The following is a 19,615-nucleotide window of genomic DNA, read 5'->3' as shown; positions in this document are numbered from 1 at the left end:
CGACGGGCGGCTGCGCGCCGTGGTGGGGCTCGCCCAGGCGATGGCGGCGGCGCAGACCCCGCGCGAGGCGGTCGGGGCCGCCGCCGACAGCGCCCGACGGGCCCTCGACGGGACGTTCGCGGCGGTTTCGGTGTGGGAGCGCGAGCGCGGCCGACTGCGGGTCCTGGTGAACGTGGGCGAGCTGATGGACGGCGAGGAGCCGCTGCCGGAGGACGAGTCGTATCCGGTGCACCAGTTCCCCGAGATCACCGAGTTCCTGCATGAGCGCTGGGCCTCGGGCGGTGAGCCGCACGCCTGGGTGGAGACGGCCGAGGGCCGTCGTACCGGCTCGGCTTCGTACTGCCACCAGAGGGTGGCCGCCCTGCGGCGGCGCGGGCGGGGCAGCTGTGTGGTGGCGCCGATCGTGCTGCACGGGCGCGCGTGGGGCGAGCTGTATGTGGCGCGCCCGGCCGGGAGCGAGGTGTTCGGCCGTGACGACGCCGACTTCGCGACCGTGCTGGCCGCGGTGACCGCCGCCGGTCTCGCCCAGACCGAGCGGCTGGAGGAGGTCCGCAGACTGGCCTTCACCGATCCGCTGACCGGCCTCGGCAACCGTCGCGCGGTGGACATCCGGCTGGACCAGGCGCTGGAGGCGCACCGGGCGCACGGCGCGGTGGTCAGCCTGGTGGTGTGCGATCTCAACGGACTCAAGCGGGTCAACGACACCCTCGGCCATGCCGTGGGCGACCGTCTGCTGGAACGTTTCGGCTCGGTGCTCTCCCTGTGCGGCGCCATGCTGCCCGGCGCCCTGGTGGCCCGGCTGGGCGGTGATGAGTTCTGTCTGCTGGGGGTCGGTCCCCCGGCCGACGAGGTGGTGCGGGTGGCGGACGAGCTGTGCCGCCGGGCCGCCGAGCTCGAGATGGGCGAGGGGGTCGCCTGCGGCGTCGCGTCCACCGGAGATCCCATCGGCCCCATACGGTCGGCCCGGCGGCTGTTCCGGCTGGCCGACGCGGCCCAGTACCGGGCCAAGGCGGCCCGTTCCGCGAAACCGGTCGTCGCCGGGCGGGACGGCGGCCCGGACGACCCCGTGGTCCGGCTGGCCGACTCCGCCGCCGACCACCCCCCGGAGCGCCGCAGCTTCCGTGGCCGCCGGCCGTGAAGCGGTGGTCCGGGGACGTACCGGACGGGCGGACGCAACGCCCGACACAAAGCCCGACACAAAGCCCGACGCGAGCCCTTCGGTCCGACAGGTGACAGGTCGCGATTCAGTCTCTAGGGTGCCTGAATATGGATATGCACACTGTGGTGGTGGGGACGTCCGGAACAACCGCCGAGGACGTCGTGGCCGTGGCGCGCGGCGGCGCCCGGGTGGAGCTGTCGGCCGAGGCGCTGAGCGCCGTGGCCGGAGCCCGGCAGGTGATCGACGATCTGGCCGCCAAGCCCGAGCCCGTCTACGGGGTCTCGACCGGCTTCGGCGCGCTCGCCGTCCGGCACATCACGCCCGACCTCCGGGTCCAGCTCCAGCGCAACATCGTCCGCTCGCACGCCGCCGGGATGGGGCCGCGGGTCGAGCGCGAGGTGGTGCGCGCGCTGATGTTCCTGCGGCTGAAGACCCTCGCCTCGGGCCACACCGGGGTCCGGCCCCTCGTGGTCGAGACGATGGCCGCGATGCTCAACGCGGGGATCACTCCGGTGGTGCACGAATACGGTTCGCTGGGCTGCTCCGGTGATCTCGCGCCGCTGTCCCACTGCGCGCTGGCGCTGATGGGGGAGGGTGAGGCCGAGGGGCCCGACGGCGCGTTGCGGCCCGCCGCCGAGCTGCTGGCCGAGCACGGCATCGAGCCGGTCGAGCTGCGGGAGAAGGAGGGTCTCGCGCTGCTCAACGGCACCGACGGCATGCTCGGCATGCTGGTCATGGCCTGTGCCGATCTGGCCCGGCTGTTCACCGTCGCCGATGTGACGGCCGCGCTCTCGATGGAGGCGCTGCTCGGCACCGACCGGGTGCTCGCGCCCGAGCTGCACACCATCCGCCCGCATCCGGGCCAGGCCGCCAGCGCCGACAACATGCTGCGGGTGCTGGCCGGTTCGGGGCTCACCGGACATCACCAGGACGACGCGCCGCGGGTGCAGGACGCGTACTCGATCCGCTGTGCCCCGCAGGTCGCGGGCGCCGGGCGGGACACCCTGGCACACGCCCGGCTGGTCGCCGACCGCGAGCTCGCCGCCGCCGTGGACAACCCGGTGGTGCTGGCGGACGGCCGGGTGGAGTCCAATGGCAACTTCCACGGGGCGCCGGTCGCCTACGTCCTGGACTTCCTGGCCGTGGCCGCCGCCGATCTCGCCTCGATCGCCGAGCGCCGTACCGACCGGCTGCTGGACAAAAACCGCTCGCACGGGCTGCCGCCGTTCCTGGCGGGCGACGCGGGCGTGGACTCCGGCCTGATGATCGCGCAGTACACGCAGGCGGCGCTGGTCAGCGAGTTGAAGCGGCTGGCGGTGCCCGCCTCGGTGGACTCCATCCCGTCCTCCGCGATGCAGGAGGACCATGTCTCCATGGGCTGGTCCGCGGCCCGCAAGCTGCGGACGGCGGTGGACAACCTCTCCCGGGTGCTGGCCGTCGAGCTGGTCGCGGCGACCCGCGCGGTCGAGCTGCGCGAGGGCCTGGAGCCCGCGCCCGCGACCCGCGCGGTGCTGGCGGCGGTGCGCGCGGCCGGGGTCGAGGGGCCCGGCGGGGACCGCTATCTGGCGCCGGACCTGGCCGCTGCAGACGCCTTCGTACGGTCCGGGAAGCTGGCCGAGGCGGTGGAGACGGTGACCGGGCCGCTGGCCTGAACCGGCGGCCGGTGAACGAGCCGGTGAACGAGTCGGTGCAAGAGCCGGTGAACGAGCCGGTGGCCGAGCCGACCGACGATCAGTAAGCCTCCGGGCGCGCCCGGCGCACGGAGGCGGTCACCATGGCGACCCCGAGCCCCAGAAAGGCCGTGCCGCCGACGAGATACGGGGTGACGTCCACACTGCCGCTGTCGGCGAGGTTCTCCCCGGGGGTGGATGCGGACTGGTCCGCGGTGCGGGGCTGGGCGGCGGGGGCGGCCGACGACTGTGTCCGCTCGACCGTGGCGTTGGCCGACGGGACGAACCACAGGGCGCACAGCAGCGAACCGGCAGCGGCGGCCGTCAGCAGCGGTCGGCGTGCGGACACTACGGCATCCTCCTTGAGGCTGCGGTGACTTGACCCCCGTCGTCGGTCCGATCGTAGTGATAACGACGGTCCGGACGGAAGCGAGTCCGGGCGGCTGCGCACACTCCGCGCAGGGGCGCACACCGAGAGTTCGTAGTTTGTCCGGTTTTGTGAGCGGGTGGGTGGTCCGATCGCGGTGATGTGGCGCCGGGGGGACTGGACTGCGCCGGTATGGGTACCGGCGGGTCGTAGGCTTGACCGGCGCCTTTGCTAAGTGGCCTTGCGCACAGTTTTACTGTGCGAGGAACCGGCCAAAAGGTACAGGCGTTCTTCTCGGTTAGGTCCGGGGTTCTGGGGTCAAGGTCAAGACCAGGTCAAATGGAGAAGCGTGTGATGACGGACGGCAAGCGCCGTAGGGGGCTGGCGGCCGTGGCCGCTCTGCTCGGGGGTGTACTGACGCTCGGTGCGTGTGGCGGCGGAGACGACGGGGACGACGCCAAGAACGACGGCAGCGGCTCGCAGTCGCAGGTCGACAAGGCGGCGGCCAAGGACGCGTCGGACGCCCATATCAAGATCACCCCGAAGACCGGGAAAACCGGCGCGGGCATCAACAGCGACACCCAGGTCAAGGTCAGCGGCGGCAAGCTCACCTCCGTCAAGATGACCGCCGCGGCCACCGGTTCCACCGTGGCGGGCTCCATATCGCCCGACGGGACGACCTGGAAGCCCAACGGTCAGCTGGAGCGGTCCACCCAGTACAAGATCGCCGCCTCGGCCAAGGACTCCAAGGGCCGTAAGGCCACGGAGCATTCGTCCTTCACCACCATCTCGCCCACCAACAGCGTCATCGGCAACTTCACGCCGGAGGACGGCTCGACGGTCGGCGTGGGCATGCCGGTGTCGATCAACTTCGACAAGCAGGTGTCCAACAAGAAGGCCGTCGAGTCCCACATCAAGGTCACCTCCAGCAGCGGCCAGCAGGTGGTCGGCCACTGGTTCAGCCCGACCCGGCTCGACCTGCGGCCCAAGGACTACTGGAAGGCCAACTCCACCGTCACCATGAAGATGAAGCTGGACGGCGTCGAGGCGTCGCCCGGGGTCAAGGGTGTCCAGGACAAGACCGTCACCTTCAAGGTCGGCCGTTCGCAGGTGAGCACGGTCGACGCCAAGACCAAGATGATGAAGGTCGTGCGCGACGGCAAGACCCTCAAGACCATCAAGATCTCTGCGGGCAGCCCCGAGAACACGACCTACAACGGTCAGATGGTGATCTCCGAGAAGTTCAAGGAGACCCGGATGAACGGCGCCACGGTCGGCTTCAAGGGCGACGACGGCAAGGGCGAGTACGACATCAAGGACGTGCCGCACGCCATGCGCCTGTCCACCTCGGGCACCTTCATCCACGGCAACTACTGGGGCGCCAAGTCCATCTTCGGCAACCAGAACACCAGCCACGGCTGTGTCGGCCTGTCGGACACCAAGGGCGCGGGCGACCCGAACACCGACGGAGCCTGGTTCTACAACAACACCCAGATCGGCGATGTGGTTGTGGTGAAGAACTCCGCGGACGAGACCGTCAAGCCGGACAACGGCCTCAACGGATGGAACATGGACTGGAACGAGTGGGTGGCCGGTAGCGCCGTCGGCGCCTGACGCTCCCTCTCCTCACCACCGCCGGGCGGCGGTCGGCCCCGAAGGCCGACCGCCGCCCGGCGCGTTTCAGCCGGAGTGCTGGAGCCGCCGCAGGTCCTTCACCCGCACATACACCAGCTTGCAGTGGTCCTCGTACGGATCGCCGTCCGCGCAGACCAGGCTGCGCACCGGCTGCATCGGCAGCCAGGTCAGCCCCAGCAGCCAGCGGTGGATCAGCCGCCAGAAGCCCGGTCGCCGGGCGTCCTGTTCGCGCACCACCCGCATGCGCAGCATCCACTTGCCGAGCGAGGCCTTGAAGATCCAGGCGCCCAGGACCTGGTTGACGAAGGACAGCCCGAACACACAGGCCACCCACAGGACCAGGGCGTTCGCCTCGACCTTCAGCTGCGGGAGCACCCGCAGGGCGAGCGGCGTGCCGGCGCCGAAGGCGAGCAGGAAGTCGACCGTCGCCGCCAGCATGCGGCGCTCGTCGCTGGCCGGTTCGGGGACGCGCGGGCCCGGTGGCGGCTGCGGCCCCGGCGGTGCATGCGGAAGGACGTAGGGCGCGGACGGTGGCGTTCCATAGGGCTGTTGCTGCCCCCGTTGATTGATCATGACAGGAATTCTGTCAAAGGGGTCCGTCACCGTAGGAGCCCCCATCCGTCCCGGCCGCCCGCGCCGAGTGGCGGCCGGGACGGATCGGGGGAAGGGTGGGGAGAGCGGATGGTCCCGTCCGGCGCCGGGCCGGCCGGAGCGCACCCGGGAGGCGGCCATGCCCGAAGTCACGTCCTACCAGCCCGGAACACCGTGCTGGATCGATCTCATGGTGCCCGACCAGCAGGCCGCTCTGGACTTCTACTCAGGGCTCTTCGGCTGGTCCGGGGAGGTGGGCCCGCCGGAGACCGGCGGCTACGCCCTGTGCACCCTGAAGGACAAGCCGGTGGCGGGCATCATGACGGCGCAGTCGATGGGCGAGGAGCCCCCGCCGCCGACCGTGTGGACCACCTACTTCTCCTCCGCCGACGCCCAGGCCACCTCGGAGGCGATCAGCCGCGCCGGGGGCACCGTGCTGCTGCCGGTGATGGATGTGATGGACCTCGGGCGGATGCTGGTGGCGGCCGACCCCACCGGGGCCGTCTTCGGTGTCTGGCAGCCGCTGGGGTTCGCCGGTGCGGGGCTGGTCAACGAGCCGGGCGCGCTGATCTGGAACGAGCTCAACACCCGTGACAGGGAAGCGGCGTCCGCGTTCTACGCCGAGGCGATGGGTGTGCAGACCACCCCCATGGAGGGCGCTGACGGCTACTTCGCGCTCTCGGTCGACGGCCGTACTGTGGGCGGGCTTGCGCCGCTGGGCGAGGAGGCGCCGACCGACACACCCTCGCACTGGATGGTGTACTTCTCGGTCGAGCAGGTCGACCGGACGGTGGCCAAACTCTCCGCGGAGGGCGGGGCGGTGCTTCAGCCGCCGTTCGACATGGTGGCGGGCCGGATGTCGGTGGTGCGGGATCCGCAGGGCGCGGCGTTCGCCGTGATCGCCCCGAAGCCGATGAGCTGAGCGCTCGGCGGGAAGCGCCACGAGGTGCCGTCGTTCGTCTGCGGCTGTCTCGTGGCCGGTCGCGCCCACGCGGGGGCGGTCAGCGCCGTTTGACGACGAAGTAGCCCGATGTGGAGCCGTACGGCTCGTAGGTGGCGCCCGGGTGCAACTGACGGGCGTACGCCACCACATCGGCCATACTGCGCTCCGGCTCCTGGAGGGCTATGTAGTCCGGTTCGACACCGCGGGCCGCGCCCACCCACAGCACCCGGCAGCGGTCGGTGAGCCGGGATATCGGCCCCACGTTGGCCTCCACCGACGCCCCGTCCGGTATCCGGTCCAGTAGCCGTTCCACCGCGCCGACCGCCGGGGACTTCTCGTAGGTGTCCCCCTTGGTGAGGTCGTACAGCGGCATGGAGGACGACAGCGCCAGGGCCGCCCCGCACACCGCGGCGGGCAGTTGGCGGGAGTACGAGGCGAGCCAGGCCCGGCGGCTGTCGCGGGTCCGGGCCAGGGCGTCGACCAGGGCCAGGAAGACCACCGGCATCAGCACCGCGCTGTAGTGCCAGTCGGTGCCCCAGTAGTGGTCGTCGTGGGAGAGGAAGCGCCAGCCGAGGGTGGGCACGGCCACCAGCAGCAGCGGGGAGCGCAGGCTCAGCAGTCCGGTGGTCGGCAGCAGGATCCACAGCAGGGTGCGCAGCGCGGTGCCGACGGGGATGGTGCCGGTCTGGTCCCCGCCGCTGCCGACCTTGTCCCAGTAGTCGTACGAGCCCGTGCCGTTGAAGCCGGGGATGATGACGCCCAGCGCGAGGGCCGAGGCCATGACGCCGAAGACCATGAGGCCGACGGCGAGCGGGGTGATCCGCTGCTCATGGGTCCTCCAGGTGCGCGCCACGATGACGAGGCCGATCGCGGCCACGGTGGCGCCCATGTCCTCCTTGACGAGGACCAGCGGGGCGGCCCACAGCATCGCCGCGTACCAGCGCTCGCGCAGCACCGCCTCCAGACAGAAGGCCAGCAGCGGGACGGCGAAGCAGATCTCGTGGAAGTCGAAGTCCACGGCGCGCTGGATGCCCCAGGACGCCCCGTAGGCGATGCCGATCGCCAGCCCGCGGCCACGCCCCAGCAGCCGGGCGGCGATACGGGTCACGGGGACGGCGGAGACGGCGAACAGGGCCGCCTGCGCCACCAGCAGCGTGACGGGGCCGGGGAAGACCCGGTAGACCGGGCCGAGCAGGGCCGTGATGGGGCTGAAGTGGTCGCCGAGAATATTGGCGCCGGGGCCCTTGAGATCGGCCACCGGCTCCTGGAAGTGCGCGTACGCCCGTATCGCCTGTTCGAAGATGCCCAGGTCCCAGGACATGCTGGCCATCCGGCGGTAGCGGCAGACCGACAGCGTCGCGTAGAGGACGAAGAGGACGAGGGCCAGCCAGTACGGGTCCAGCCGCGGTCCCCGCAGCGCACTCGCCCTGGCGAGCAGCCCGGTACGGCCCGTGGGGGCGGTCGCCCCGTCCGTGGTGCTGCCGGGCGGGAGTGCTGCGGCCGTGTCCATCCAGGGTCCTTATCGTGTGGGCGGTCTGTGCGAAAAGATACGCGAAGGGGGAGAGTCGGTTGCTTGGACGGCTTGGGGGATTTGGGCGGGGGACCGCGGTGGCGCTGGCCGTGCTGTTCGCGGTGGCCGGCTGCCGGCCCGGTGAGGGCGGGGACGGGGACAGTTCGGCGGACGGCGGCGCTCAGCGGAGCGGCCGGCCGTCGGGACCGGCGCTCTCCGCTGTGGCGTCGCTCACGGTCAAGGGGCGGGCGCCGAAGACGGGTTATGAGCGCGGCGCCTTCGGCAGCTCGTGGGTGGACACCGATGACAACGGCTGCGGGACGCGTGATGACATCCTCGAGCGCGACCTGGAGAGGGTGCGGTTCCGCGGCGGCCACTGCCTGGTCGCCTCCGGCACGCTGGACGACGATCCGTACACCGGCCGCAGCGTGCGGTTCGTCCGCGGGCACAGCAAGGTCGACATCGACCATGTGGTGGCGCTCTCCGACGCCTGGCAGAAGGGGGCCCGGCAGTGGGACCGGGACAAGCGGGTGGCGTTCGCCAACGACCCGCTCAATCTGATCGCGGTGGACGCCTCCGCCAACCGCCGCAAGGGCGACGGTGACGCGGCGACCTGGCTGCCGCCCAACACGGCGTACCGCTGTGACTATGTGGCGCACCAGGTCGCGGTGAAGAAGAAGTACGGGGTGTGGGTGACGCGGGCGGAGAGGAACGCGATGACGCGGGTGCTGGGCCGGTGCCCGGACACCGCGCTGCCCGTGCGCGGCGGCCGCTAGGCCCTGTCCGGGCGCCGGGTGTCGGGTGCCGGGCCCGGCGCTGACGTGGGGCGCTGACCAAGACGCCGGTGAATCGTTGTCCAAGCAGTGGCCTAGGCCGCGCCGACTCCATACCATCGATCAAACCCAGATCGTCTGTCGCGCCGCACGATCTCTGCCGGGAGGCTCAATGATCCGCCGCCGTACTGCGCTCTCCGTCTCCGCCGCGTCCGCCCTGCTGCTCTCCGCCCCGCTCCTCACGGCCTGCGGAGAGGCTCCGCGCCCCGGTGCCGCCGCCGTGGTGGACGGCAACCGGATCACCGTCTCGCAGCTGCAGGCGCAGGTGAAGGACGTACGGGACGCGCAGCGCGGCTCACCCAAGGCCGACCAGCTTCTCGCGGCCGGCGGCCGGCTGAGCCAGGACACCCTGATCCGCATGATCCAGTTCCGGGTCATCGAGCGGGCGGGCAAGGACAACGGCGTCGGCGTCACCCGCCGCGAGGTGCAGCGGGCCCGCGGCGCCGCCGAGCAGCAGGCGGGTGGCGCCGCCGCGCTGCGCGCCCTCTATGTGGAGCAGGGCATCGCGCCGGACCGGATCGACCAGGCCGTCCGGATGGACCTCACCCGCAGCGCGCTGCTGCGCAAGCTGGGCACCACCAAGGTCAACGCGGTCTTCGCCCGTACCTCCAAGGCGCTCGACATCCAGGTCAACCCGCGCTACGGGAAGTGGGACGACAACCAGGGCACCGCGGTGATCGCCAAGGAGGCATGGCTGCGCACCTCGGGCGGCTCCCCGGAGCAGGCGTAAGTTACGTTGCAAGGGTGACCGCACCAGACTCCGCCACCCCGGCCGACGCCGCCGCCACCGGCCGTATCGTCCTTCTCACCACCAGCCACCGGGTGGCGCCGGGACTGCTGTCCTGGCCCGCGTGGCAGGCGCTGCGCGAGGCGGACCGGGTGCTGTGCGGCGACCCCGGCCATCCACAGCTGCCCTATCTGCGGGAGGCGGGGATCACGGTGGAGCGGGCGGTGCCGACCGCGCGGGAGCTGGTCGACCACTGCCGGACCGGCGGCGGCCGGAGCGTTGTGGTGATCACCTCGGCGGAGGGGGAGTCCGAGCTGACCGACGGGCTGGCCCGGCTGGCCGGTTCCGGCCGCGAGTCCATGCCCGACCTTGAGCTGCTGCCCGGCTCCTACGACCTCCCGGGCGCGCGGCTGCTCGACCTGGTGCAGATCATGGACCGGATCCGGGCCGAATGCCCGTGGAGCGGCACCCGCACCAACGCGGAGCTGGTGAAGTACGGCATCGAGGAGGCGTACGAACTCGTCGAGGCCATCGAGGACGGCGACCGCGAGGCGCTGCGCGAGGAACTCGGCGATGTGCTGCTCCAGGTCGTCTTCCACGCCCGGATCGCCGAGGACGACCCGGAGGCGCCGTTCTCGATCGACGATGTGGCGGGCGGCATCGTGGACAAGCTGATCCACCGCCATCCGCATGTGTTCGGCGAGGAGGCCGCCGAGACCCCCGAGGACGTCAAGGCGCACTGGCTGCGCACCAAGGCGGCCGAGAAGCAGCGCACTTCGGTCACCGAAGGGGTTCCGCTCGGTCAGCCCGCCCTGGCGCTCACCGCCAAACTGGCCTCCCGTGCCCGGACTGCCGGGCTCGATGTCCGGCTCCCGGAGGGCGAGGGCATCGGCTACGAACTGCTGGCGCTGGCGGTGCGTGCGGAAGAGCAGGGCATCGAGCCGGAGACCGCCCTGCGGGCCGCGGCCCGCGCCTACCGGGACGCGATACGCGCCGCGGAGGACTCCGCGGCGCGCTGAGGCGGGCGTGCGGCGGGCGTGAGACGGGTGCCGGAGGGTACTCGGGCGACATGTCCGCCTACGCCATGGAACGCGCCGCCGAACGGGACCTGTTGATCGGGACGGTGCCGCTGGCCGTCGGCCTGGTGATCGTCCTGCTGTGTGTCGCGGCCGTCTGGTGGGGGATCCGGATCCGCGCCCGGGAGCCGATGGCGCCCCGCCGTCCGCAGCCCCGCTCCGGCGCCTGGCAGGAGCCCGGTGAAACCGACCGCGCGGCACGGGAGTCGGGCCACGGCCCGGGGCACCAACACGACGGCGGCCGGGCCGGCTATGTCAGCGAGCGCCGTGAGCCCGACCCACTGCCCAGGGACGGCGCCCGCCGACGCCCGCACCAACTGGGCGGATCCGGCACGCGTGACGCCGGCTGAACCGGATCCGAACGGTACGGGCCCGGCACCGGAATCCACCGGGGCCGGGCTCGTGCGCCGCGCCGGGCTGTGCCGTCAGCCTGCCGCGGGCACCGGTTCGAGGGTGGCCCGGAAGTGGCGCAGAATCGGCGACTGGTCCGTAATACGGAAGCCGTGCACCGTATCGGCCTGCTTGGCGATCTTCGCCAGGGTTTCGCCGATGTGGTCGTAGTGGCTGCGGGTGTAGACCCGGCGCGGCAGGGCGAGCCTGACCAGTTCGTACGGCGCGCTCTTGATGGGGTTGCCGTCTTCGTCCTCCTCACCGAGGTAGAGGGAGCCCAGCTCGGCCGAGCGGATACCGCCCTCCAGGTACATCCGGCAGGCGAGGGCGTGACCGGGGTAGTGGTGGGGCGGAAGGTGCGGCAGCAGCCGCCCGGCGTTGAGGTAGAGCGCGTGGAGGCCCGGCGGCTCGACGATGTCGACCCCCGCGGAGCGGACCCGGTGCGCGAGGTGGGCGGCGATGTCGGCGCGTTCCGCGAGGTAGGCGGGCTCGGTCACCTCGGACAGCCCCTGGGCCATCATGTCGAGGTCGCGTCCGGCCAGACCACCGTAGGTCGCGAACCCTTCGGTGGCGATGAGGAGCAGTTCGCACCGCTGGGCGAGCTCGGGGTCGTTCATCCCGATGAAGCCACCGATGTGGACGATGCCGTCCTTCTTGGCGCTCATCATGCAGCCGTCCGCCAGGCGGAACGCTTCTTCAGCGACCTGGCGGGGGGTGCGGTCGCGGTAGCCCTCCTCGTGACGGGTCACCAGCCAGGCGTTCTCGGCGAACCGGGCGGCGTCCAGGAACAGCGGTACGCCGTACTGGCGGCAGAGGGCCGCGGTCTGCTTGAGGTTGCCCATGGAGACGGGCTGACCGCCGCCGCCGTTGTTGGTGATGGTCATGACCACCACGGAGATCCGGTCGGCGTCCGGCCCGGTCAATTGGCGGTGGAGCTCGTTCAGGTCGATGTTCCCCTTGAACGGCTCCACGCTGTCCAGGTTCTTGGCCTCGGGGCACGGCAGGTCCCGGGCCTCGCAGTTGTTGAGCTCCACGTTCGCGCGCGTGGTGTCGAAGTGCGTGTTGGCCAGGACGATGGAGCCCGGCTTCAGCAGTGACGAGAAGAGCACGCGCTCGGCCGCGCGGCCCTGATGGGTGGGCAGGACATGGGCGTAGCCGGTCAGTTCGGTCACGGTCTCGTGGAACCGGTAGAAGGAGCGGGAGCCCGAGTAGGACTCATCTCCGGCCATGCCCGCGGCGAGCTGAGCGGCCGACAGCGCACCGGTGCCCGAGTCGGTGAGGAGGTCGATGGTCACTTCTTCGGCGCGCAGGTCGAAGAGGTTGTAGTTGACGCGCTTCAGCGCTTCTTCGCGCTGTTCCCGCGTCGTCACGGGTATGGGTTCGACGACCTTGATCCGGTACGGTTCCACGCTGATCGCTGCTCCTGTCATTCTCTTGCTCAGTGTGCTGGTGGTGTGTCACAGCGCCGCGGCGGCACGCTCGTGGGACGGAAGCGCCTCGAGGGGCGGCCGTACCTCGTACGCCTCCGAGGAGACGTAAACGGTCACCCGCGGTGGCCGGTGCCGCTCGTGGACCAGCGCCACATAGGCGATCAGGCCCACACCGTCCTCCAGTCGGCGCGAGGTCACGGCGGCCAGCGCCCGGTCCAGCCAGGTGCTGTCGATGCCGTGACGTTTCAGCACGGCCACCGCCCGTTCTCGCGCCTGTCCGTCGTGCCGGACGTAGTCGCGGACGGGGACGTGGAGGGTGAAGCCGCTGGGCAGGCCGGTCGCCGTCTCCGTGAAGGAATGGCAGGAGAGGGCGGGGCGTCCGCTCAGCCGTCCCCCGCCGCCCGCGGGGAAGCCCCCGACGGTGCGGAAGAACCCTTCGATCCGCTCCTGACCCGGATGGGGTGTGATCCGGGGGAGGACACCGCCCTCGGTGGCGGACAGTCCGTGGTGGGTGAGGTAGAGCTTCGCCCGCGGTGTGTCCCAGTCCCCGAGGTCCAGGGCGAGGAACGGATAGGCGTCGGCCGGTGGCAGGGCGTAGAACGCCTGACGGTGGCCGAGCCTGCCCAGCGCTTCGCGTACGGTCTCGGCGGTCCGGTCCCGGCCGTTGGCGGCCGGGTTGAGATACACCTTGACGCGGGGAACGCCGCCGGGAGGCAGCTCCAGCGCGCACCACAGGGCCAGCGGCCCTTCGGGCGAAGCGGGGAAGAACAGGTCCTCGAGGCGGTCGAGTTGATCGGTGGCGAAACCCCAGCGGTCCGCCATCGCCCGGATGGAGCCGAGGCCGATCCGGCCGTTCTCCACGAGGTCGTCGCTTCCGGACCCCGGCTCCAGCAGCACCCTCAGCCCCGGGGTGGCACCGGGCAGGAAGGCGAGCGAGAACTCGACCGGGGTGTGGTCGTCGGACAGGAAGCTCCGGGCGGGCGGCGGAAGCGCCAACGGCCGTCCGGCCACCGGCCCGAGAGCGTCGGTCAGCAGTTGCGCGTAGGCCGTCGCGTCCGTGGGGCTCAGCTCCACCACTTCGCACAGCCGGAGGAGTTGCTCGGCGGCGAGGTCGCCGAGCAGTCCGGTGTGCGCCCGCGATTCCGCATGGCCGTCCGGATGGAATCCGGAAAGTCCGGCGCTCATGATGCGGGGAAGGTGTGTGCCGCGACGATCCCTATCGCACTGGCGTTCGTACCGGGCGGCGCCCCTCCCGGTATGGAGTGCGATATGGATGGAATAGGAGTTCGATTAGTCAGTACGCCCGGCCAGGATATGAGTGAAACCACTGCACGACGTCGATCGGCGGTGTTGCCGACGGCGACAGGCCCCACGACAGCTCCTTATTGGATTTCGGCCAACATGAATTTCGCGTCATGGCATACCCGGCCGATTGAGCATTCATGCAGTGGGAAAACAGCGCCAGTCTGTGGCAAAGGTCATACACGCCACCAGGCCAGGAAGGAGCTCCACAAGCCTGCTTTTTCGGGCTTGTTCCGCTGTTGGCCGTGAGAATCGTTCGCCGCAGAGCTTTCATGCACAGAAGGCATGGAGGGCTGCTTATTGGCCGCTACGGGGGTGAAACGGGCAGGCAGCGTGGACAGCCCACGATTGAAGGGCCCGGGGCGCCACGTCAGGCTCGACTCGGGCACCGCCAATTCGATATCGGGCAGCCGGTTGAGGAGTTTCTCGATGGCCACCAGGCCGATGAGCTGAGCGGGATCCTTGGCCGGGCAGGCATGCGGTCCGGCGCTCCAGGCCAGATGAGCGCGCTTGCTGAGCACCTGGCGAGAGGCGGAGAGGCTCGGATCGGTATTCGCGGCCGCGAGGCTGACCAGGACGAGGTCGCCCGCATGCAGTCGGGTTCCGGCGAAGTCCACGTCCGACACCGGATAGTGCGGAGCGTAATTGGACATGGGAGGGCTGTTCCACAGCACCTCGTCCATAGCGTCCTCGACGAGCATGCCGCCACCCGCGTAACGCTCGTCCGCGAGCAACAGCAGCAGTGCGTTGGCGATGAGGTTCCGCTGCGGTTCGGCACCGGCGCCCAGCAGCAGCACGAGCTGATGCGCCAGCTCTTCATCGGTCAGCTGGGCATGGTGCTGCATAAGCCAGGAGGTGACATCCTCCCCGGGCTTGCTGCGCTTGAGCGCGACCAGTTCGCCAACGCTCTGCGTCAGTACTTCGTTCGCCTTCTCGGCGTTGATTCCGTCGAATATTCCGGAGATGCCGAAGATGACTCGGTCACCGATTTCCGCCGGGCAGCCGAAAAGCTCATTGAAGACGAAGAGCGGCAGCAGCTTGGCGTAGTCGTTGAGCAGATCGACCGAGCCGCGGGATATGAACTGGTCGATCAGATAGGTGGCGACGCGGTCGACATGCCGGCTCAGCCGGTGCGAATCCACCCGGGCCAGGCTGTCGGTCACCGCCTGGCGCAGCCGCAAATGCTCCGCGCCATCGCTGAACATGCAGTTCGGCCGGTACTCCAGCAGCGGCACCACCGGGTTGTCCCGGCTGACCCTGCCCTCGTTGAACTCGCGCCAGCGACGCGCGTCCTTCCGGAAGGTGTCGGGGTTCTGGAGCAGCTGAAGTGCCGCCGAGTAGTCGGTGACGAGCATGGCGTTCACGCCGGGGGACAGCTCCACCGGCGCGATCGGCCCGTACGTGCGCAGATGCGCGTAGAAGGCACCCGGATCGGCCGCGAACTCCGGCCCGTACAGCGGAACCCGCTCCCCGGTGTGGTGAGCGGGGCAGCCGGGGGGCGGCGCCGTGAAGTCCGATTGAGTGTCCATACTTGCTCCTAGCGGGTACGTTCCTGTAGGTAACGGACAAGTGACATCAGCGCGTTGGCCGACGACTTCTCGTCACGTGCGTCACAGGTGACGATGGGGGTCTCGGGCAACAGGTCCAGAGCCTCGCGCAGTTCGTCATCGGGGCGGGCCGGTGTGCCGTCGAAATGGTTGACGGAAATCGCATAGGGCAGCCCGTACTGCTCCACCAGGTCGATCACGGGAAACGATTCCTTCAGCCGTTCCGGATCGACCAGGATCAGTGCCCCGAGCGCACCCCGCGTCATGTCCTCCCACACCTGGACGAAGCGCTCCTGCCCCGGTGTTCCGAAGAGATACAGGACCAGTCGGTCGCTGAGTGTGAGACGGCCGAAGTCCATGGCCACAGTGGTGGTCGTCTTGCCCCGGGTGCCCATGAGGTCGTCCACATGGGCACCCGCCTGCGTCATACGCTCCTCGGTGCGCAGCGGAGGAATCTCGGACATGGTGCCGATGAAGGTCGTCTTGCCGACCGCGAAATGCCCCACGACGAGGATCTTGGCCGCGATCTGCACCTGGTCGGCGAGATAGACGCCATCATCCGAAACGGGCCTGGAGCCCATCCAGTACCTCCTGAAGGAGCGAAACATCGACAAGCTGGGCGGGAGGTGCCGGGGCCCGGGTCAGGAGATAGCCGTCCGCCGACAGATCGGACAGCAGAACCTTGACGATGCCGATCGGAAGTCCCATGTGCCCGGCTATCTCGGCGACCGAGAGATAGCCTCCCGCGCACAGGTCCAGCAGGCGACCCTTCTCCGGATCGAGATGGTTCGGGCGGACCTGGTCGGACGCGGTGACCAGAGTGATCAGGTTGAACTGATCGTTGTCCAGCCGGCCGCGGCCGTTGGTTATCACATACGGCCGTACTAACTGGGCCGACTCGGGCTCCTGCTCATCTGGTGCGATCATGCCTGGATACTCGTGTTTTCGCGAGGCGGAGTGGTCAGTACCTTGCCGAGCTGCCCGACGAGCTGCTGCATACGGAAGGTGATGTCGGCCATGTCGACATCGGGGGCGGACGAGACCGCCAGATATGCGCCCTCACCGGCGGAGATGAGAAAGACCCAGCCGCCGTCGAACTCCACCAGGGTCTGACGCCAGTTCATCTGCGGATCACCGCAGAAGCCGCCCATGGTGCGACTCAGCGACTGGATACCGCTCATGGCGGCGGCCACGGTGTCGGCCTCGTCCTTCCGGACCTCCTGAGAGCGGGCCATCAGCAGACCGTCGGCGGACACCAGGAGCGCATGACGTGCACCCGGCACTTCCAGGGCGCTGTCAAGCATCCAGGACAGGTCGTTGTTCACTGAGGATCATGCCCTTCCCTGTTCGGATTTGCGGAGCGACCGGACTGCGTACCGCGCTGGAAGGCGCCCATGATCGACGCGGTTTCCTCACTGGTCCGGACCGAGGCATTGCCGGACTCTTCTCGCGGCACGATGGAGATCGATCCCTTTCGGCGACGTTTCGGCAGACCGCCGGCGGTGGAACCGGGATCCTCCGGCGCGGCTGCGGTGGGCGTATGGGACACCGGCGGTTCTTCCGGCTCGGGCATATTGGTCAGCAGGTCCTCGGGAAGAAGCACAACGGCGCGCACACCGCCGTAGGGAGAGGCCGAATCGACGGAGACGTTGAAGCCGTACCGGGCGGCCAGCACACCGATCACCGCGAAGCCGAACTGCGGCGGATTGCCCAGACCCGTCACACCCGTTGCACGCTGTGCCGACAGCAGCCGATCGGCCCGGTTCTTCTCCTCCTCGTTCATACCGACACCGGCGTCGTCGATGATGATGCAGACGCCCTTGGGAACGGTGCGGATGGTGATGTCGATCGGGGAGTCCGGGGCCGAGTAACTGGTCGCGTTGTCCAGCAGTTCGGCGAGAGCCAGCGCGACCGGCTCGACGGCCCGGCTGGTGAGCGCGAAATTGCTCTGGGAACGGATCTCGACGCGCGTGTAGTGGCGGATGCGGCCCTTCGCGGAACGCACCACGTCGTAGACCGAGGCGACGGCCCGCTGACGGCCCAGCCAGCCGTCGCAGAGGACGGCGATGGACTGGGCGCGCCGGCCGAACTGCGAGTTCATGTGGTCGATCTCCAGCAGATCCTGGAGAATGTGGTGCTCGCCGTACCTGTCCTGGAGCTTGGAAATGGCCAGCTGCTGTTCGTTGGCGAGACCCTGAAGCGTTCGCATGGCCGACTTCAGCGCGCTCTTGGTGGCCTCTTCCGCGCGGACCTGCGCCTCCTGGACCGCCGAGGAGTAGTGGTTCTCAAGGTCCGTGTAGCGGTTTTCCGCTTCCGCCTTCTCGGAGCGCAGTTTCGCTTGTGTCTTTCGCCCGCGGAATATGGCAGTTGCAGCGAGAGGCGTGCCTGCGATCAGGGCCCAGAATGCTGGATCCTGTATGTATTGCGTCATGAGACTCTCTTTAACGACTAGACCGCCAGGGACTGAAAGGGAGGTGTTGCGCGTCTGGTGGTTCCGGAGGGGCGGAGGGCGGCAGTGAACCGCCGCCCGCGTGGCGGTAGTTCAGCGCCCGTACGGCGCCCGCAGGGTCCGGGGACATCGCGCTCGTCTTGCCGACGGCAGCGCACAGGCGACGGTGCGCCTAAACGGCTCCGTATGCCCGACTGGCGGCATAATGCTCCTCAGAGTGGGGACCCTCCCGGTTGATTTACCGGATCGCCGTGTGTCTTACGCGCCCTTGGCTCGCCTGGCAAGCGCGGTGATCGTATCACCAGCAAGCGGTGGCCCCGTGCATGTGCCTCAGTCCCATTCGGCCACCTGACGTCATTTCAGCCATGCCACTTTTTACGCGCGTTGACCGACGTCAGCAGGCGTAACGGCATGTCATGCGGTGCTCGGGGCAAGATCGGAGAGAGCCCCGCCGCAGCCACCTCATATCCGGGCAATCAGCCCCGGGCGCGAGTGACTCGTGGAGGGAGTGTGGAGATATTCCTAAGGCTACTCTCGGTACTTATCTCCATTGATTGTTATTGATGCCCGTTCATCCGAATACAGCCCAAAAGCGCAGTATTGGCGGAGGAGGCGGGGGTGGCCGGTATCGTCGGGGGGTGCCCGAGCAGCCCCGTGACGTACCCGAGCCCACCCTCTTCACCTGGGAGTTCGCAGCCGATCCCTACCCCGCGTACGCCTGGCTCCGCGAACATGCCCCGGTCCGCAGGACCACGCTCCCCAGCGGAGTCGAGGCATGGCTGGTGACCCGCTACGCCGACGCCCGGCAGGCATTGGCCGACCCCCGGCTGTCCAAGAACCCGCAGACGCACAGTGAGTCGGCGCATGCCCGGGGCAAGGTGGGCATCCCCGGTGAGCAGCGTGCCGATCTGATGACCCATCTGCTCAATATCGATCCGCCGGATCACACCCGGCTGCGCCGGCTGGTGTCCAAGGCATTCACCCCGCGCCGGGTCGCCGCGTTCGCCCCGCGGGTACGGGAGTTGACCGATCAGCTCATCGATGCCTTCGAGGAAAGGGGAGAGGCCGATCTGATCCATGAGTTCGCCTTTCCCCTCCCCATCTATGCGATCTGCGATCTGCTCGGGGTGCCCCGCGAAGATCAGGACGACTTCCGGGACTGGGCCGGTTCCATGATCCGGCACGGCGGTGGTCCACGCGGCGGAGTGGCCCGTGCGGTGAAGCGCATCCGCGCGTATCTCGCCGAACTGATCCACCGCAAGCGGGAGACGCTCGGAGCGGAAGGGGCGGACGAGGACCTCATTTCCGGGCTGATCCGGGCCAGCGACCACGGAGAGCACCTCACCGAGAACGAGGCCGCGGCGATGGCCTTCATCCTCTTGTTCGCCGGGTTCGAGACCACGGTCAATCTGATCGGTAACGGGATGTACGCACTGCTGCGCCATCCCGTTCAACGCGCGCGGCTCCAGCGGGCCCTGGAAGAAGGGGACGAGCGGCTGCTCGCGGCGGGCGTCGAGGAACTGCTGCGCTACGACGGCCCGGTGGAGATCGCCACCTGGCGCTTCGCCACCGAGCCGCTGACCATCGGCGGAGAGCGCATCGCCGAGGGGGAGCCGGTGCTGGTGGTGCTGGCCGCCGCCGACCGCGACCCCGAGCGGTTCCGCGACCCCGACGTGCTGGACCTCACCCGCACCGACAACCAGCACCTGGGCTACGGCCACGGCATTCACTACTGTCTGGGCGCCCCGCTCGCCCGGCTGGAGGCGCAGACCGCGATCGGCACCCTGCTGCGGCGGCTGCCCGATATCCGGCTTGCGGTGGATTCGGATGATCTGCGCTGGCGCGGTGGGCTGATCATGCGCGGACTGCGCACCCTTCCGGTGACCTGGAGTTCCCCGGGCCACTGAACCGCCCGAAGGTCCGTGCCGGGCGACATAAGTGACGAATGATCAGCTGCGTGACCGGGGCGTGACCTGGGATACACCG

Annotated in this window: 19 protein-coding genes; 9 read left to right on the top strand and 10 right to left on the bottom strand. The window is 69.5% G+C overall.

Annotated features, from left to right (window positions below; all coding sequences use genetic code 11):
* Positions 1–40 precede the first annotated feature (40 nt).
* Together JK363_RS32875 and hutH are read left to right on the top strand one after the other, a co-directional pair.
* Positions 41–1,138: a GGDEF domain-containing protein gene (locus JK363_RS32875; protein WP_201880951.1), complete on the top strand. Its 1,098-nt coding sequence runs from the start codon at positions 41–43 to the stop codon at positions 1,136–1,138.
* A gap of 128 nt (positions 1,139–1,266) precedes the next feature.
* Positions 1,267–2,811 (top strand): histidine ammonia-lyase, encoded by a 1,545-nt coding sequence (hutH, locus tag JK363_RS32870; RefSeq protein WP_201880930.1) that lies wholly within the window; start codon positions 1,267–1,269, stop codon positions 2,809–2,811.
* Positions 2,812–2,890: 79 nt separating this feature from the next.
* Here hutH and JK363_RS32865 read toward each other — a convergent pair whose 3' ends face one another.
* Complete coding sequence (locus JK363_RS32865; RefSeq protein ID WP_201880928.1) at positions 2,891–3,178, bottom strand: hypothetical protein; 288 nt, start codon at positions 3,176–3,178, stop codon at positions 2,891–2,893.
* Between the two features lie 357 nt (positions 3,179–3,535).
* On the opposite strand from JK363_RS32865, the gene JK363_RS32860 reads away from it, so the two are divergent.
* A complete protein-coding gene (locus JK363_RS32860) occupies positions 3,536–4,810 on the top strand; it encodes a L,D-transpeptidase (protein ID WP_201880927.1) in 1,275 nt (424 codons plus the stop codon).
* Between the two features lie 66 nt (positions 4,811–4,876).
* Here JK363_RS32860 and JK363_RS32855 read toward each other — a convergent pair whose 3' ends face one another.
* Positions 4,877–5,404 (bottom strand): RDD family protein, encoded by a 528-nt coding sequence (locus JK363_RS32855; RefSeq protein WP_201880926.1) that lies wholly within the window; start codon positions 5,402–5,404, stop codon positions 4,877–4,879.
* Between the two features lie 157 nt (positions 5,405–5,561).
* On the opposite strand from JK363_RS32855, the gene JK363_RS32850 reads away from it, so the two are divergent.
* Complete coding sequence (locus JK363_RS32850) at positions 5,562–6,344, top strand: VOC family protein (protein WP_201880925.1); 783 nt, start codon at positions 5,562–5,564, stop codon at positions 6,342–6,344.
* Positions 6,345–6,423: 79 nt separating this feature from the next.
* On the opposite strand, the gene JK363_RS32845 is transcribed toward JK363_RS32850, so the two are convergent.
* Positions 6,424–7,875, bottom strand: a complete 1,452-nt coding sequence (locus tag JK363_RS32845; protein ID WP_201880924.1) for a DUF2079 domain-containing protein — start codon at positions 7,873–7,875, stop codon at positions 6,424–6,426.
* Positions 7,876–7,934: 59 nt separating this feature from the next.
* On the opposite strand from JK363_RS32845, the gene JK363_RS32840 reads away from it, so the two are divergent.
* From JK363_RS32840 to JK363_RS32825, 4 genes are all read left to right on the top strand, one after another.
* Positions 7,935–8,651, top strand: coding sequence for an HNH endonuclease family protein (locus JK363_RS32840; RefSeq protein ID WP_215911494.1), 717 nt, complete (start codon positions 7,935–7,937; stop codon positions 8,649–8,651).
* 169 nt (positions 8,652–8,820) lie between these two features.
* Entirely contained in the window at positions 8,821–9,438 is a 618-nt protein-coding gene (locus JK363_RS32835; protein WP_201880923.1) for a SurA N-terminal domain-containing protein, read from the top strand.
* On the top strand, positions 9,399–10,454 hold the full coding sequence (locus JK363_RS32830; RefSeq protein ID WP_201880922.1) for a nucleoside triphosphate pyrophosphohydrolase: 1,056 nt from the start codon (positions 9,399–9,401) through the stop codon (positions 10,452–10,454). Before JK363_RS32835 ends, JK363_RS32830 begins: the two co-directional genes overlap by 40 nt.
* Positions 10,455–10,504: 50 nt before the next feature.
* Positions 10,505–10,861 (top strand): DUF6479 family protein, encoded by a 357-nt coding sequence (locus tag JK363_RS32825; protein WP_201880920.1) that lies wholly within the window; start codon positions 10,505–10,507, stop codon positions 10,859–10,861.
* A 75-nt stretch (positions 10,862–10,936) separates the two neighbouring features.
* On the opposite strand, the gene JK363_RS32820 is transcribed toward JK363_RS32825, so the two are convergent.
* From JK363_RS32820 to JK363_RS32790, 7 genes are all read right to left on the bottom strand, one after another.
* Entirely contained in the window at positions 10,937–12,331 is a 1,395-nt protein-coding gene (locus JK363_RS32820; protein WP_215911493.1) for a tryptophanase, read from the bottom strand.
* A gap of 27 nt (positions 12,332–12,358) precedes the next feature.
* A complete protein-coding gene (locus JK363_RS32815; protein WP_201880918.1) occupies positions 12,359–13,516 on the bottom strand; it encodes a tryptophan dimethylallyltransferase family protein in 1,158 nt (385 codons plus the stop codon).
* Positions 13,517–13,809: 293 nt separating this feature from the next.
* Positions 13,810–15,162, bottom strand: coding sequence for a cytochrome P450 (locus JK363_RS32810; RefSeq protein WP_201880917.1), 1,353 nt, complete (start codon positions 15,160–15,162; stop codon positions 13,810–13,812).
* A gap of 8 nt (positions 15,163–15,170) precedes the next feature.
* Entirely contained in the window at positions 15,171–15,761 is a 591-nt protein-coding gene (locus JK363_RS32805) for a GTP-binding protein (protein WP_201880916.1), read from the bottom strand.
* Entirely contained in the window at positions 15,736–16,107 is a 372-nt protein-coding gene (locus JK363_RS32800; protein WP_201880915.1) for a DUF742 domain-containing protein, read from the bottom strand. The genes JK363_RS32805 and JK363_RS32800 overlap by 26 nt, the downstream gene beginning before the upstream one ends.
* A complete protein-coding gene (locus tag JK363_RS32795; protein ID WP_176182538.1) occupies positions 16,104–16,505 on the bottom strand; it encodes a roadblock/LC7 domain-containing protein in 402 nt (133 codons plus the stop codon). Before JK363_RS32795 ends, JK363_RS32800 begins: the two co-directional genes overlap by 4 nt.
* Complete coding sequence (locus tag JK363_RS32790; protein ID WP_201880914.1) at positions 16,502–17,611, bottom strand: ATP-binding protein; 1,110 nt, start codon at positions 17,609–17,611, stop codon at positions 16,502–16,504. Before JK363_RS32790 ends, JK363_RS32795 begins: the two co-directional genes overlap by 4 nt.
* Before the next feature lie 656 nt (positions 17,612–18,267).
* On the opposite strand from JK363_RS32790, the gene JK363_RS32785 reads away from it, so the two are divergent.
* Positions 18,268–19,536, top strand: coding sequence for a cytochrome P450 family protein (locus JK363_RS32785; RefSeq protein ID WP_201880913.1), 1,269 nt, complete (start codon positions 18,268–18,270; stop codon positions 19,534–19,536).
* The last annotated feature ends 79 nt before the right edge of the window (positions 19,537–19,615 follow it).

Origin of the sequence: Streptomyces coffeae (assembly GCF_016741875.1) — a bacterium.
Lineage (GTDB): Bacteria > Actinomycetota > Actinomycetes > Streptomycetales > Streptomycetaceae > Streptomyces > Streptomyces coffeae.
Note: the sequence above shows the minus strand (reverse complement) of the source record. Positions and strands in the feature narration are given on the sequence as shown.

Coding starts and splice junctions, on each gene's coding strand:
- JK363_RS32805 (WP_201880916.1), bottom strand. CDS start 15,761: ATGGGCTCCAGGCCCGTTTCGGATGATGGCGTCTATCTCGCCGACCAG.
- JK363_RS32790 (WP_201880914.1), bottom strand. CDS start 17,611: ATGACGCAATACATACAGGATCCAGCATTCTGGGCCCTGATCGCAGGC.
- JK363_RS32860 (WP_201880927.1), top strand. CDS start 3,536: ATGGAGAAGCGTGTGATGACGGACGGCAAGCGCCGTAGGGGGCTGGCG.
- hutH (WP_201880930.1), top strand. CDS start 1,267: ATGGATATGCACACTGTGGTGGTGGGGACGTCCGGAACAACCGCCGAG.
- JK363_RS32850 (WP_201880925.1), top strand. CDS start 5,562: ATGCCCGAAGTCACGTCCTACCAGCCCGGAACACCGTGCTGGATCGAT.
- JK363_RS32800 (WP_201880915.1), bottom strand. CDS start 16,107: ATGATCGCACCAGATGAGCAGGAGCCCGAGTCGGCCCAGTTAGTACGG.
- JK363_RS32875 (WP_201880951.1), top strand. CDS start 41: ATGGCGGCGGCGCAGACCCCGCGCGAGGCGGTCGGGGCCGCCGCCGAC.
- JK363_RS32810 (WP_201880917.1), bottom strand. CDS start 15,162: ATGGACACTCAATCGGACTTCACGGCGCCGCCCCCCGGCTGCCCCGCT.
- JK363_RS32855 (WP_201880926.1), bottom strand. CDS start 5,404: ATGATCAATCAACGGGGGCAGCAACAGCCCTATGGAACGCCACCGTCC.
- JK363_RS32830 (WP_201880922.1), top strand. CDS start 9,399: ATGGCTGCGCACCTCGGGCGGCTCCCCGGAGCAGGCGTAAGTTACGTT.
- JK363_RS32815 (WP_201880918.1), bottom strand. CDS start 13,516: ATGAGCGCCGGACTTTCCGGATTCCATCCGGACGGCCATGCGGAATCG.
- JK363_RS32835 (WP_201880923.1), top strand. CDS start 8,821: ATGATCCGCCGCCGTACTGCGCTCTCCGTCTCCGCCGCGTCCGCCCTG.
- JK363_RS32820 (WP_215911493.1), bottom strand. CDS start 12,331: ATGACAGGAGCAGCGATCAGCGTGGAACCGTACCGGATCAAGGTCGTC.
- JK363_RS32845 (WP_201880924.1), bottom strand. CDS start 7,875: ATGGACACGGCCGCAGCACTCCCGCCCGGCAGCACCACGGACGGGGCG.
- JK363_RS32825 (WP_201880920.1), top strand. CDS start 10,505: ATGTCCGCCTACGCCATGGAACGCGCCGCCGAACGGGACCTGTTGATC.